The sequence below is a fragment of the Kitasatospora sp. NPDC048239 genome (genome assembly GCF_043202015.1).
In the GTDB taxonomy this organism is placed as follows: Bacteria; Actinomycetota; Actinomycetes; order Streptomycetales; family Streptomycetaceae; genus Kitasatospora.
The window spans coordinates 120,852-134,299 of record NZ_JBICZP010000010.1 but is presented as its reverse complement, the minus strand read 5'-3'; the positions used below and the strand labels follow the sequence as shown (position 1 = coordinate 134,299).

Sequence of the window (13,448 nt, the reverse complement as noted above, 5' to 3'; positions counted from 1 at the left end):
GGGAGTCCTTGTCCGGTCCGGTGGGGTGGCTCACGCGGGGTCGCCGCCGGGGGCGCGCACGGTCAGCGGCGGGAGTCCCCAGCGGCCGTCGAGGGCGGACTCGGCCGGGCCGTAGAGCCGGAGGACCACCGTGAACGGGCCGTCGGGGGCCGGCAGCCAGTTGGCCGAGTGCTCGGCGTCGGCGGGGCGCTTGTGCCGGATGTGGAGGGTGAGGCCGCCGTCCGGGTCGTGGACCAGCCCGGGGGTGCGGTCGCCGATCGAGTAGCGGTCCAGGGTGTTGTCGACCAGCATGCGGTCCGGGAGGGAGTACATGGTCGCGGACCAGAAGAACCGGACGGGCGGCGTCTCGCCGGGCCCGAACCGCAGCACGAAGTCGTGGTCGCTCCCGTTCGGCGGGTGGTTCCCCTCGCTGTCGGTCTCCCACACCCCGTACCAGGCCTCCTCGGTCGGCAGCCCGTACAGGCCCTTCATCGCGGCGACTGCCCTGGTCAGGTACCTCGCGCCGAGCTGCTCGCGGGTACCGAAGGCGCCGGCCGAGGAGGTGAGCTCCTCGGCCGCCCGGTCGAGCTCCGCGCGGGCGTCGGCGATGCCGCGCTCGATCTCGGCGCGGGTCCCGATCGGCAGGGCCGCGGGCTCGAACTCGCCGCGGCCGTCGATGCCCAGGTCGGTCAGTCGGCCGCGCAGGTCGGCGTCGGCCGGCAGCGCGGGGAAGAAGCCCAGCAGGAAGTCGAGGAAGCTGAAGAACTCGATGCCGCCCAGCACCTCCTCCCGCCAGACCGGCCAGACCGGGTTGGGCGCGGGCGGCGGGGCCGGGGTGTCCGTGTAGGCGTGCAGCGGGCGCAGCCGGTACTGCTGCTGGATCTCCTTCAGCTCCTCGACCGCCTCGGGCGAGGACGCACCGAGGTAGGTCCGGCCGACGATGCCGATCAGCTCGGTGGCGGTGCGGATCACGCCGCTGACGCCATCCGGTGCCGCGCCCTGCCAGCCGGGGCCTGCCACCAGGTAGTCGCCGGCCTCCTGCCCGGTGGTCCGGGCGCCGATGAACCCGGCGTAGGCGGTGTCGAGTTCGTGCAGCGGGAGCACGTAGTAGCGGTCCTCGGCGGGCACCGAGACCACCCAGGGCTCGGCGCGCAGATCGAGCCAGGCCCAGGAGTACGGGGTGTCGTTGTTGGGCGTGACGACATCGGTGTTGGCGGGGGTGGAGGGCTGCGGATAGTGCTGGAAGACCCCGAAGCCGCCGACGTGGCGCGGGTCCGCGTCGTCGACCGCCTGCGGGTAGAGCGTCCGGTAGTTCTCCAGGAGGGGGTACCCCCAGATCCACGCCTCTGCGGCGGTGGCGCGGACGGTGGCCGGATCCACGAGTGCCGGGTTGCCCATGCTGTCGATCTCCCCTGCGCCGGAGCATGCCTGATTCTGGACATCTAGGTACAAACGGGATCCTAGGTGTCACCCAGTCGGTCAGCACCTCGGCGGCGGGTGGGCGGTGCTCGGGTGCGGTGGGCTCGGGTGCGGTGGGGCCGCGGCGTCCGACCGGCGGCGGCCGACCGGTGGGTTCGGTCTGCGGGTTCGGTCTGCGGGTTCGGCGCGCGGGTTCGGCGCGCGGGTTCGCCGGCCGCGTCCTTTGACCGCGTCCGCCCACCGCGAACGAGGGCCCGCGAACGACCCGGCCGGGAGAAGCTGCCGGTATGAAGATCCTCCTGCTCGGGGGCTCGTCCTTTCTGGGACGGGCCTTCGCTTCCGAAGCCCTCGCCCGCGGCAACGAGGTCACCACCTTCAACCGCGGCCTCTCCGGTACCGACCTGCCCGGGGTACGGCCCGTTCGAGGCGAACGCGACCGCGCCGAGGACCTGGCCGCGCTGATCGAGGGGCGGCACTGGGACGCCGTCGTCGACACCTCGGCACAGCAGCCCGCCCAGGCCGCGCTCTCCGCCCGGCTGCTGCGCGGCCACGCCGACCACTACACCTTCGTCTCCTCGGTGCACGCCTTCGTCGACTGGCCCGCCCGGGTGGTCGACGAGACCTCCCCGCTGCACCCCTGCCCCGCCGACACCCCGCCCGACCAGCCGGCCGGCAATGCGCTCAAGGCGGGGTGCGAACGCGCGGTGCAGGAGCACTTCGGCGCGGAGCGCACGCTGATCCTCAACAGCGGACTGCTGATCGGCCCCTACGAGAACGGGGGCCGCCTGCCCTGGTGGCTGGAGCGGATGGCCCGCGGCGGAAAGGTCCTGGCGCCGGGGGACCAGAACCGGACGATGCAGGTCATCGACGTCCGGGACTTCGCCGTGCTCGGCCTCGACCTGCTGACGGCGGGCGACACCGGGCGCTACATCACCACCGCCCCGGCCGGGCGGACCACCTTCGGGGAGTTCCTGCGGACCTGCGCGGAGGTGGTCTGGGAGGGAGCGGACGGTACAGGTGGTCACCCCGCCGGCCCGCCCGTCGAACTCGTCTGGGTCGAGGACGGCCCTCTGCTCGCCGAGGGCCCGGACAGTGTGCAGCCGTGGACGGAACTCCCGCTCTGGGCACCCGACGTACCGGAAATGGCGGGGGTCTGGCTCGCCGACACCACCCGGGCCCAGGCGGCCGGGCTGCGCTGCCGACCGTTCGCCGAGACCGCCCGCGACACCTGGGCCTGGCTTCAGCAGCGCGGGCCGGCCGAGGACACCGACGTCGACGGCCTCAAGGGCCGTAAGAGCGCCCCGCACCGACAGGGCATCGTCCCGGCGAAGGAGCAGCGCCTGCTCGAAGCGCTGGGGTAGTCCGGCCGAGGCAGCGGGACCGGGGGCGGGGCGGGGCAGGGCGGCCGGTGCGGCGCCCCGCCCCGCAGGCTCAGTGCGTCCGGCGGGTGACCAGCTCGGCCAGGGCGAGGAGTTCGTCGGCCGCAGAGGGCTCGGGCACTGCGGTGGCCAGCTGCGCCAACGCGGCGGCCATCCGTTCGCAGGACTCGCCCTGGGCCCAGCCCCGCCCGCCGGCGCCCTCGACAGCGGCCGCGCACCGCGCCAGCTCCTCCGGGGTCAGCTGCCGGTCGAGTGCGTACAGCTCCGCCAGCCTGGCGCCCTCCGCCGTGCCGGAGCTCAACGCCGCCACCACGGGCAGGGACTTCTTGCGCGCGACCAAGTCCGCTCCGACCGGCTTGCCGGTGACGGCGGGATCGCCCCAGATCCCGATCAGGTCGTCGATCAGCTGGAAGGCCAGACCGATCTCACGGCCGAAGCCGTCCATCGCCTGCGCGGTCTCCTCCCCCGCACCCGCGTACTGGGCGCCCATCGCGCAGGCGGCCCCGAGCAGGGCGCCCGTCTTGGCCTCCGCCATCGCCAGGCACTCGGTCAGCGAAACGTCACTGCGCTGCTCGAAGGCGCAGTCGATCTGCTGGCCCTCGCACAGCTCGACCACGCAGTCGGCGAGTCGGCGCACCGCGGGCCGGGCGGCCGGGTGGGCGTCCTCGGCGAGGATGCGCAGCGCCAGCGAGTGCATGGCATCCCCCGCCAGGATGGCCTCGGTGGTGCCGAACACCCGCCAGGCGGTCGGCCGGTGGCGGCGGGTCTCGTCGCGGTCGATGACGTCGTCGTGGAGCAGGGTGAAGTTGTGGACGAGCTCGGCGGCGGCCGCCGCCGCGGTGGCCGAGGCCGGCGCGCCCCCGAGCGCCTGGGTCGCGGCCAGGACCAGGGCCGGCCTGATCGCCTTGCCGGACGGCGCGCCGGACGGTGTCCCGTCGGCCTCCCACCAGCCGAGGTGGTAGCCGGCGACCTTGCGCATCGAACCGGGTAGCGAGTCCACGGCGGCCCGCAGTACCGGGTCGACCAGGCTGCGCGCCCGAGCGAGCACGTCCTCCGCCTCGTGCCCCTCCCGATGGTCCCGCTCAAGCGTGAAGATTCCCATGGTCCTCCCCCTCGTGTTCAGTGGCGCCGCCCGGCCGGACATGGGACTTCCGGCCGGGCGGCGCGATTCCGACCGAATCGGTCAGGAAGTGCGATGTGCGATGTCGACGCTCTCGAGGACGCCGACGGCATCGGGCACCAGAATGGCCGCGGAATAGTAGGCGCTGACGAGGTAGGAAATGATGGCCTTCTCGCTGATCCCCATGAAACGGACCGAGAGGCCCGGCTGGTATTCATCGGGAATTCCGGTCTGGTGCAGACCGATGACGCCCTGGTTGTCCTCGCCGACCCGCAGCGCGAGGATCGAGCTGGTGTGCCCGCCGACGATCGGGATCTTGTTGCACGGGAAGATCGGCACCCCGCGCCAGGCCGAGACGTGCCTGCCCTGGACCTCGACGGTGCCCGGGTAGAGGCCTCGGCTGTTGCACTCCCGGCCGAAGGCGGCGATGGCCTTCGGGTGGGCGAGGAACATCTTGGTGCTGCGGCGCCGGCTGAGCAGCTCGTCCATGTCGTCCGGGGTGGGCGGGCCGGAGTGGGTCTGGATCCGCTGGTCGTACGCGGCGTTGCCGAGCAGGCCGAACTCCGGGTTGTTGATCAGCTCGAACTCCTGGCGCTCGCGCAGCGCCTCGATGGTCAGCCGGAGCTGGTGCTCGGTCTGGTTCATCGGCTGGTTGTAGAGGTCGGCGACCCGGCTGTGCACCTTGAGCACCGTCTGCGCGACGCTCAACTCGTACTCGCGCGGCCTCAGCTCGTAGTCCACGAAGGCACCGGGCAGCTCGAACTCGCCGTGGTGGCCGGCCGACAGCCCGATCGCCGCCTCGCCGTGCTTGTTCTGCGCCTGCTGGAACCCGGCCAGGTACTCCATGATCTGCAGCTGCAGCGCCTCGGAGCGGTCCGCCAGCTCCTGGAAGGCCGACCGCTCCAGGACCATCACGGTGCCCGCGGTGGCGGCCTTCACGGTGTACGGCCAGGTGCCGTCCTCCTGCTGGAGGGCCTCGTCGCCCAGGTGGTCGCCGTCGGCGAGGGAGCCGACCACCGTCTCCTCGCCGTACTTGCCGGTGCCGATCCGGTCGACCTTGCCGTGCGCGACGATGAAGACCTCGTCGATCGGCGCCCCCGAGTCGACCAGTACGTCGCCCACGGCGAAGTCCCGCTGGACGAACCGGCCCGCGAGCTGCTCCAGGACCGCGTCGTCCTCGAAGCCGCGCAGTACCGGCACCTCGCGCAGCGTGGGCGGCACGATCCGCACCTCGGGGCCCGTCTTGACGCAGCTCACGCGGCCCCGGCCGACCGAGTAGCGCAGGCGACGGTTCACCCGGTACGTACCGCCGGACACCTCGACCCAGGGCAGCATCCTGAGCAGCCAGCGCGGGCTGATCCCCTGCATCTGCGGCGCGGACTTGGTGGTCGTCGCGAGGTTCCGCGCGCCCGCAGTGCCGAGACTCTGCTGCTGGCCGGACTGTGGCAGCCCGCCCGGCGCAGAAATACCGACGTTGGTTTCGGTCGACATAGGGAGCCTTTCGCATACCCGATGAGGTGTCGCCTTGCAACAATCATGGTGGGGCCATTCAGGGGTGACCGCAATCACTCTTTCGAGTGGTCGGAATAACCGAACAAATAGGACGAGTAGATCACCTGATCGATATGCGTTCGGCTGGTATTCGAACGGATCGGAACCGGGCGTTCCGGCCCGCGAAGGCCCGCGCGGCACCGGTGCGGCACCGGCCCGACGGCTCTCCGGGTTGTCGACGGGCGGCCACCGGGCCGCCGCCCGACCGGCCCCCCACGCGGTTCACGCAGCCGACCACCCGCCGTTCGCGCCGGCGAAACGGACCGCTAAGGTGCCACCTCAAAGGGCCACGGGGCCAGTTGACGAGTGTGGCCGGACCGGATGCCCTCCCCCCTCGTTCACCCCTGCCCTGGGAGGCCGTCATGAGCGCCCCCGTACGTGTCTGGCTCAACCGCACCTATGCGGAGAACGTCTTCTTCATCGAACTGCTGCACGCCGCCCCGCGCCCGGTCGAGGTCCACGCCACGCACGTCGACCTCGACTCGCCCGTCCTCGCCGCCGCCGACCACGGCGCCCTGGAACCGGGCGACCTCACGCCCGACGCCTATGTCGCCTTCGCCCTCGACTACTGCGCCCGGCACGCCATCGACGTCTTCGTGCCCCGGCTCAACCAGCTCGCGATATCCCTGCACCACCAGGAGTTCGAGGCGATCGGCACCGCCCTCGCCTGCCCGCCCGCCACCGCGATCGCGGCCTTCGACAGCAAGGCGGACGGCTACGCCGCCATCGCCGACGCCGGGTTGCCCACCCCGCCCTGGTGGCAGGTCCGGACCGCCGAGGAGCTGCTCGCCGCCGTCGAGCGGATCGAGGGCGCCGGGCTCACCGCCTGCCTCAAGCCCTCCTCAGGCGCCGGGGGCGAGGGCTTCCGGGTGCTCACCCGCGAGCCGTTCGGACTGCACCGGCTGGCCGGCTGGGACAGCCGCGTCCAGGTCGACCAGGTCGCCGCCGCCCTGCGGGCCTCCGAGGAGCCGGCCGACCTGATGGTGATGCCCTACCTGGACGGTCCCGAGGTCTCGGTGGACTGCCTGGCCGACCGGGACGGCACCCTGCTCGCCGCCGTCGGCCGCAACAAGCACCGGCGCCGCCGCAGCTTCACCACCGAGCCGCGCTACCTGGAGCCCGCCCGGCGGCTGGTCGAGGCCACCGGCATGGCGTTCCTCTCCAATGTGCAGTTCCGCCACCTGGCCGGGGAGCCCGTCGTCATCGACGTCAACACCCGGCCCTCCGGCGGCCTGCACCAGTTGAGCCTGTGCGGCCTCAACCTCCCGTGGAACGCGGTGCAGTTGGCACTCGGAGAGCGGCCCGACACCGGACTGGCCGGAGACTTGGCGGGCGTCGAGTACACCCTGGTCTCCGGCATCCAGCCCGTCCTGCCGCGCCAGACGCCGTTCGAGCTCGTCACGGCCGAACTGGCCTACTGACCAGGCCGGTTCGACCCGCGGACGCACCGGCCTCTAGAGCGGGCCGTTCCAGTCCAACGTCGGCTCCAGCACGCCCTCCAGGGTGAGCAGCCAGCGCTTCACCTCGATCCCCACCCGGCCGCCGCCGAAGCCGCCGATCCCGTCCGCCGCCACCACCCGGTGGCACGGCACCAGCAGCGCGACGGGGTTGGCGGCCATCATCTGCCCGACCGTCCGGGCCGCCAGCCCGGGCTCCGCGACATCCTCGAACACCCCGCTACGGGAAGCCAGTTCGCCGTAGGTGATGGTCCGCCCGTACGGCACGTCGCGCCACAGCGTCTGCAGGACCGCCCGATGCGGCCCACTGCTCAGGCTCCAGTCGATCGGCAGCCCCAACTCGCGGCTGCGGCCCGCGAGATAGTCGGCCATCCGTCCGGTCACCGCGGCGATCTTCGACTCGTCCGTGCAGCGCGGGAGCTCGTCGAGGTGCTCCAGGTACCCCGCCGACGCCACGCCCAGCGGTGTCACCGCGACATGCATCGGCCCGCTGGGCAGCGGGGTCGGCACGGTCAGCCAGGACAACGACCGGGACTGCGGCACGCTCGGGCCCCCACCCTCCACCGGACCGGCCGCCGCCGTCCACGGCGGCACCCGTGGGGCGCGCGAGGACCACCCGCCCCGCGCGCCATCGTACGGCGGCACCCGCCCGCCCGGCGGCCCGTCCGGTGGGGCCGACGGCGGGAGGGGCCTCGTGGAGTCCGTCAGAGCCGCCCCTTCAGCTCCCCGGCGAGCGCCCGCGACCAGCGGGAGAGCTCCGCCCGGTCGGGCGCCCGGCCCTCGCACAGCGCGCCCAGCTGCGCGTCGTTGATCCGGTTCGGCCCCGGGATCTCCAGCAGGTAGGCGAGCTCGTCCAGTACGGTCGCGAGCCGCTTGGCATCCATGTGGTCGAGGGCGACCGTCGCCTCGTGATGGCTGATGGTGGAAGAACCGGGCATGGCCAACCTCCTTCGTTCGCCCCCGCACTCCCTCCACCGTACGACCGCCGCGGTCGCCGTGCCTCCCCCGGCGGGCCGGGAGGGGCGACGGCCGGCGCACGCCCCGTCTCCGGTGACCGATCCGGACCGACCGCACGCGGAGCGCGGCGGCGCACAGGGGGTGACGCGGCCCGGTACAGCCGGTGACGCGGTCGGTCGGGGTGACGCGGGCCGGCCGGGGTGACGCGGGCCGGCCCGGGTGGCCCGCCCGGTCGCCACGGCAGCCGCCGATCGCCCGGGCGGCCGTCAGCGCTCCGGTGCCGGGTACGGCGCGGGCGAGGCCTTCCGGTCGGCGCCCCAACGGCGCGCGCTCACCGCCGGTACCGCCAGCACCACCGAACCGGCGGCCAGTTGCCAGAACGCTCCGGCCAACAGCACGGTGTGCGTGCCGATCCGGTCGGACAGCGGACCGGCCGCCGCCAGTCCGACCGGTCCGAGGACGAACGCCCCCAGCCCGCCGAACGCGCTGATCCGGGCCAGGACTTCGGCCGGCACCCAGCTCTGCATCGTGGTCGCGTACAGCGTCCCGCAGACCGCCGAACCGACACCCGCGAGCAGTGCCGCCGCGGCCGTCCAGGCCAACGACGCGCCGACCGCGAGCGCCGCCGAGGGCAGCGCCCAGCCGAACGTCGCCACCGTCGCCACCGCGAGCGGCCGCCCCGGCCTGCGCCCCAGCATCAGCAGGCCGCCCGCCACCGCCCCGGCCCCGTACACCGCCATCACCAGCCCCCAGCCGCCCGCGCCGCCCAGCCCGCGCTGCGCGGTGAGCGGGCCTAGCACCAGGAACGGCGCCCACACCAGCAGGTTGAACAGCCCCATGTGCACCGTGGTGATCCAGAGCCAGGACCGCGAGCGGAACTCCGACCAACCCTCCCGCAGATCCGCCGACAAGGAGGCGGACCGCTCCGCCGCGACGGGCGCGGACGCCGGGAGCCGGGCCAGGGCGAACGCCCCGATCCCGTAGGTGACGGCGTCGACCATCAGCACCACGGCCGGACCGTGCACCGCCGTCACCACCCCCGCCACCGCCGGACCGGCCACCGTCGCCACCGAACGGGCCAGCCCCAGCAGCGTGTTGGCGTCCGACAGGCCCTCCTCGCGCCGCAGCAGACCGGGCACCAGCGCCCCGAGCGCGGGCAGGAACAGCCCCTCGCCGAGGCCCCAGACGGCGACCAGCACGACCATCGTCCAGATCGACGGACGCCCCGCCAGCAGCACCCCGGCGAACACCGCCTGCACGGCGCAGCGCAGCACGTCCGCGGCCAGCATCACCCGTCGGCTGCCCAACCGGTCGGCGACCACCCCGCCGAGCACCATCACCAGGACGATCGGCAGGATCCGGGCCGCCATCACCCAGCCCAGCTCCGTCCCGCCGCCCCGGCCCGTACCGCCCGCGTCGTCGAGCACCGCGAAGGCCAGTGCCACCGGCGCCATCGAGGACCCGACCAGCGAGGTCGCGTACCCGATGAAGAACCACCTGAAGTCACGTTCGCCCAACACGGCCAGCCGGCCCGTGCGGCGGATCTGCACATCCACTGCCATGGGCGGCAAGTCTGCTTCCGGACGGAAGGCCGCACAAGGCTTTCCCGTGGAAAACTTGAGCCTAAGGCCATCAATTTTCCCCACCCCTCCAACTGCCGCAGTAAAACCTCCCACAAACCCGCTACTACCTGCTCTTTACTGCGCTAACCTCCTGTCGTTCGATGACACCTTCCGATCAAATTTACTGCGGAAAGCGAGCACCCGATGCCCCAGCTCCCACCCGTCGAGTACGCGGTCGCCGTCGATCGCTACCTGGCCGCCTCCGGGCTCGGCGCCGGCTCCCGCCGCATCTACCGGATCGCCCTCGACACCTGGGCCTGGGCGCTCGCCGACCGCCCCGCCCCGGCCGGCCCCGAACGCCGCCGCGCGAAGCCGCCCGTCCTCCCGCTCGCGCTGCTCGACCACCCGGACTCCGCCGCCCGCCTCCACGCGGCCGTCGCCCACCGCTCCGCCGGCACCGACGCCCGCACCCTCAACCGCGAGCTCTCCACCCTGCGCGCCGCCGTCACCTGGTGGCGCGCCCAGGGCTGGATCGACACCGACCCCGCCGCCGCCCTGCGCCCACAGCCACTCCCCGCGGCCGGCCCGCCCGCGCTCGGCCCCGACGACCTGCGCATCCTCTTCGCCCTGCGCGCCCCCCTGCGCGAACAGGCCCTCTGGCACCTGCTCCACGAGAGCGGCGCCCCCATCGAGGCCGTCCTCGCCCTCGACGCCGACAACCTCGACCTCCCCGGCCGCCGCACCCGCCCCCCGGCCGCCCCCCTCACCTGGCAGACCGGGACGGCCCGCCTGCTCCCCCTCCTCCTCGCCGGCCGCACCACCGGCCCGCTCTTCCTCACCGACCGCCGCGCCCCGGCCACCACCCCCGCCGCCGACCGCTGCCCGCACACCGGCCGCGCCCGCCTCTCCTACCGCCGCGCCGCCGAACTCTTCACCGCCCTCACCCTCCCCTTCGCCCCCACCACCCCCTGGACCCTCCGCCAACTCCGCCCCACCGCCCCCGAAAACACCCGTCGCCGAGGCGGTGACCGGAGCGCCCGAGCAGGCCGCCGCGACGACGACCACTGACTGATCGCCAGGAACGCCTGGGCGGCGCGTGCTACAGATCGGAAACAGTGATCGTCCGGGCTGTGCGCGGGCAGCCACGGCTGGGGCATATTCCTTCCAGGTCCACCGATCCTCCACCGCATCGTCACTCGACCTCCAGGAGTTCGCAGATGCACGAGAAGCCGTCCGGGATACCCGCACAGCCGTCGGACAGGAACGTCCAGCCACCACCCCCGCCTCCGCCCCACGGTCCGCCTCCACCCCCGTCCCCGCCCGCCTACGGTCCGCCTCCACCCGCGTACGGGCCGCCGCCGACCGGATGGAACCAGCCGGCACCGGCCCGGCCCTCCCGCACCGGTCCGTGGATCGCGCTGGGGGTCGTCGGCGCGATCGTCCTGGCCGGCACGGCGTTCGCCGTGACGAGGTCGGAGGACGGCACGCAACCCGGCACGGCCCCGGCGGGTGCGGCGGCGGCTCCGGCCGGAGGTGCGGCAGCACCGGCGTCTGGCGACACAGGGGCAGCCGCCGGGGCGGGTTCGGGGAATCAGGCGCCGGGCACGGCGAGCCAGACGATGGGTCGCCTCCACCTGCCCGACACCTTCCTCGGGATGAAGCGCGACGACAACGCCCCCGAGGCCGCGGCGATGCGGCAGCAGGCCGAGGCCATGGTGCGGGACGACCCGCACAAGCGCGTCATCGTGACCTCGTACAAGAGCGGCCAGTTCGGGGAGAACAACGCGTTCGTCGTCGCGGTCGAGAACGACGTCCCGTTCTCCGAGAAGGACCGCGCGGAGGCGCTGACCGGCATCAACGACGGCTCGGCGGAGACCCCGGGCATGAAGGTGACCCACGGCGAGGTCAAGGACGCGGACCCGGGACCGCTGGGTGGCGTCATGAAGTGCAAGGTGACCTTCACCAAGACCGACGCGCCGGATGCCTTCGGCAACGACCTGTTCAGCGCGACCAACTGTGCATGGCTGGACGGAAACACCTACGTGACCGTCACCGAGGGCAACGGCGTGACCGGGCACGACCTCGCCAAGGCCGCGGACCACGCCCGCCAGTTCCGCGCGCAGGCAGAGACCCGCCGGTAGCCCGCCGGCTCCGAGGCCGCGCGCCACCGGCCCACTGATCAGTGCGGGCAGTGGCCGGATCGGTGCGGTGGCGGCGTCGAAACGCCCGGGTTGGTGACGCTGCCGGTCCGCCTCCCGCATGCGGCGCGTGACGCCTGATGCCGCGTGGCGCCGAACCTACGGGTCGGCGCCACGCGGCAGGTTTCGGCGGCCCGGCCCCACGCAAACGGCCCCGGACGAGTCGTCCGAGGCCGGTGATCAAGCCCCCGGAAGGCCAAATCCGTAGCGCGTCCGGGGTGGTACGCAGAGCCCCCTGTCGGGTTCGAACCGACGACCCCCGCTTTACAAGAGCGGTGCTCTGGCCAACTGAGCTAAGGAGGCATGGTGACCGTCCGCGATGGATCACGGCGGCACCGGGGGCAGTCTACCGGGCCGGGGTGGGGCGGTGGTGGCATATCCGGTGGGTCGGCGGGCGGGCAGGCGTGATGGAACCGATGCCGAAATCAGGTGGACCGGGGGCTGACAAGCGGCGGAAGCGCAGGTAGCGTCGCCGGGAGTCGGGCCGGGTGGTGGTTGAGACCACTGGACGGGTCCGGCGAACGACAATCCACCCTTTACTCGGATCGTCCGGCACGTTCCTGCCGGTGAAGGAGAGCACAGCCGTGGCTTCTGTGACGTACGACAAGGCGACCCGTGTCTACCCCGGCGCCGACAAGCCCTCCGTGGACGGGCTGGACCTGCACATCGAGGACGGCGAGTTCCTCGTCCTGGTCGGCCCCTCCGGCTGTGGCAAGTCCACCAGCCTCCGCATGCTGGCCGGTCTGGAGGACGTCAACGGCGGTGCGATCCGCATCGGCGACCGCGACGTGACGCACCTTCCGCCGAAGGACCGCGACATCGCGATGGTTTTCCAGAACTACGCGCTGTACCCGCACATGACCGTCGCCGAGAACATGGGCTTCGCGCTGAAGATCGCGGGCGTCAACAAGACCGAGATCCGCGCCAAGGTCGAGGAGGCCGGCCGGATCCTCGACCTCACCGACTACCTGGACCGCAAGCCGAAGGCGCTCTCCGGCGGCCAGCGCCAGCGTGTCGCGATGGGCCGCGCGATCGTCCGCGAGCCGCAGGTCTTCCTGATGGACGAGCCGCTGTCGAACCTGGACGCCAAGCTCCGCGTCTCGACCCGTACCCAGATCGCCGGGCTGCAGCGCCGCCTCGGCATCACCACCGTGTACGTCACCCACGACCAGACCGAGGCGCTCACCATGGGCGACCGGGTCGCGGTGCTCAAGGGCGGCGTGCTGCAGCAGGTCGACACCCCCCGCAACATGTACGACCGGCCCGCCAACCTCTTCGTGGCCGGCTTCATCGGCTCGCCCGCGATGAACCTGGTCGAGGTGCCGCTGGTCGACGGCGGGGTGAAGTTCGGCGGCTCGGTGATCAACATCTCCCGCGAGGACCTGGCCGGCGCCGGCACCGACAAGACCGTGACCGTCGGCATCCGCCCGGAGCACTTCCAGGTCGTCTCCGAGGGCGGCATCGAGGGTGTCGCCGTGACGGTGAACGTGGTCGAGGAGCTCGGCTCGGACGGCTTCGTCTACGGCACCACCAAGATCGGCGGCGAGGACAAGGACCTGGTCGTCCGCGTGCACGGCCGCCAGATCCCGGCCCGCGGCGAGACGGTCCACGTCGTGCCGATCGCCGACGAGACCCACGTGTTCTCCACCAGCACCGGCGCCCGCCTCAGCAGCTGAGCGAGTACCCGAAGCACGCCACGGAGCCCCGTCGGACCCGGTGAGGGTCCGGCGGGGCTCCGCCGCGTCAACACGCTGAAGGGACGAACCCGGACACGGTGTCACTCGATGGTGTAACGGAGGGCGATCCGGGGCCCACCCAGCGCTACT

General features: G+C 72.8%; 11 protein-coding genes and 1 tRNA gene. 5 read left to right on the top strand and 7 right to left on the bottom strand.

What is annotated here, in order from left to right; genetic code table 11:
• Nucleotides 1-30 precede the first annotated feature (30 nt).
• Nucleotides 31-1,377: a DUF1254 domain-containing protein gene (locus ACGFZP_RS25705; protein ID WP_392937249.1), complete on the bottom strand. Its 1,347-nt coding sequence runs from the start codon at nt 1,375-1,377 to the stop codon at nt 31-33.
• A gap of 308 nt (nt 1,378-1,685) precedes the next feature.
• Between ACGFZP_RS25705 and ACGFZP_RS25700 the strand changes: the two genes are divergently transcribed.
• Nucleotides 1,686-2,759, top strand: a complete 1,074-nt coding sequence (locus ACGFZP_RS25700) for an NAD-dependent epimerase/dehydratase family protein (protein ID WP_392937246.1) — start codon at nt 1,686-1,688, stop codon at nt 2,757-2,759.
• Between the two features lie 70 nt (nt 2,760-2,829).
• On the opposite strand, the gene ACGFZP_RS25695 is transcribed toward ACGFZP_RS25700, so the two are convergent.
• Together ACGFZP_RS25695 and ACGFZP_RS25690 are read right to left on the bottom strand one after the other, a co-directional pair.
• The gene (locus tag ACGFZP_RS25695) at nt 2,830-3,879 is read right to left on the bottom strand and encodes a family 2 encapsulin nanocompartment cargo protein polyprenyl transferase (RefSeq protein ID WP_392937243.1); all 1,050 of its coding nucleotides are present in this window, start codon (nt 3,877-3,879) and stop codon (nt 2,830-2,832) included.
• Nucleotides 3,880-3,960: 81 nt separating this feature from the next.
• A complete protein-coding gene (locus ACGFZP_RS25690; RefSeq protein ID WP_392937241.1) occupies nt 3,961-5,388 on the bottom strand; it encodes a family 2B encapsulin nanocompartment shell protein in 1,428 nt (475 codons plus the stop codon).
• A gap of 422 nt (nt 5,389-5,810) precedes the next feature.
• Here ACGFZP_RS25690 and ACGFZP_RS25685 point away from each other — a divergent pair, with 422 nt between their 5' ends.
• Nucleotides 5,811-6,869 carry an ATP-grasp domain-containing protein gene (locus tag ACGFZP_RS25685; protein WP_392937238.1) on the top strand — a complete coding sequence of 353 codons (1,059 nt, stop codon included), beginning with the start codon at nt 5,811-5,813 and terminating at the stop codon, nt 6,867-6,869.
• Nucleotides 6,870-6,902: 33 nt separating this feature from the next.
• Here ACGFZP_RS25685 and ACGFZP_RS25680 read toward each other — a convergent pair whose 3' ends face one another.
• The 3 genes from ACGFZP_RS25680 to ACGFZP_RS25670 all read right to left on the bottom strand — a co-directional run bounded on the left by ACGFZP_RS25680 (nt 6,903) and on the right by ACGFZP_RS25670 (nt 9,424).
• A complete protein-coding gene (locus ACGFZP_RS25680) occupies nt 6,903-7,448 on the bottom strand; it encodes a methylated-DNA--[protein]-cysteine S-methyltransferase (protein WP_392937236.1) in 546 nt (181 codons plus the stop codon).
• A gap of 161 nt (nt 7,449-7,609) precedes the next feature.
• Complete coding sequence (locus ACGFZP_RS25675) at nt 7,610-7,843, bottom strand: hypothetical protein (RefSeq protein WP_392937233.1); 234 nt, start codon at nt 7,841-7,843, stop codon at nt 7,610-7,612.
• Between the two features lie 285 nt (nt 7,844-8,128).
• Entirely contained in the window at nt 8,129-9,424 is a 1,296-nt protein-coding gene (locus ACGFZP_RS25670) for an MFS transporter (RefSeq protein ID WP_392937230.1), read from the bottom strand.
• Between the two features lie 204 nt (nt 9,425-9,628).
• Between ACGFZP_RS25670 and ACGFZP_RS25665 the strand changes: the two genes are divergently transcribed.
• Nucleotides 9,629-10,492: a hypothetical protein gene (locus tag ACGFZP_RS25665; RefSeq protein WP_392937228.1), complete on the top strand. Its 864-nt coding sequence runs from the start codon at nt 9,629-9,631 to the stop codon at nt 10,490-10,492.
• 551 nt (nt 10,493-11,043) lie between these two features.
• Nucleotides 11,044-11,565, top strand: a complete 522-nt coding sequence (locus tag ACGFZP_RS25660) for a hypothetical protein (protein WP_392937225.1) — start codon at nt 11,044-11,046, stop codon at nt 11,563-11,565.
• A 286-nt stretch (nt 11,566-11,851) separates the two neighbouring features.
• Here ACGFZP_RS25660 and ACGFZP_RS25655 read toward each other — a convergent pair.
• Nucleotides 11,852-11,925: transfer RNA gene (locus ACGFZP_RS25655), tRNA-Thr, on the bottom strand.
• 281 nt (nt 11,926-12,206) lie between these two features.
• On the opposite strand from ACGFZP_RS25655, the gene ACGFZP_RS25650 reads away from it, so the two are divergent.
• Nucleotides 12,207-13,298 carry an ABC transporter ATP-binding protein gene (locus ACGFZP_RS25650; RefSeq protein WP_392937222.1) on the top strand — a complete coding sequence of 364 codons (1,092 nt, stop codon included), beginning with the start codon at nt 12,207-12,209 and terminating at the stop codon, nt 13,296-13,298.
• Nucleotides 13,299-13,448: the final 150 nt, after the last annotated feature.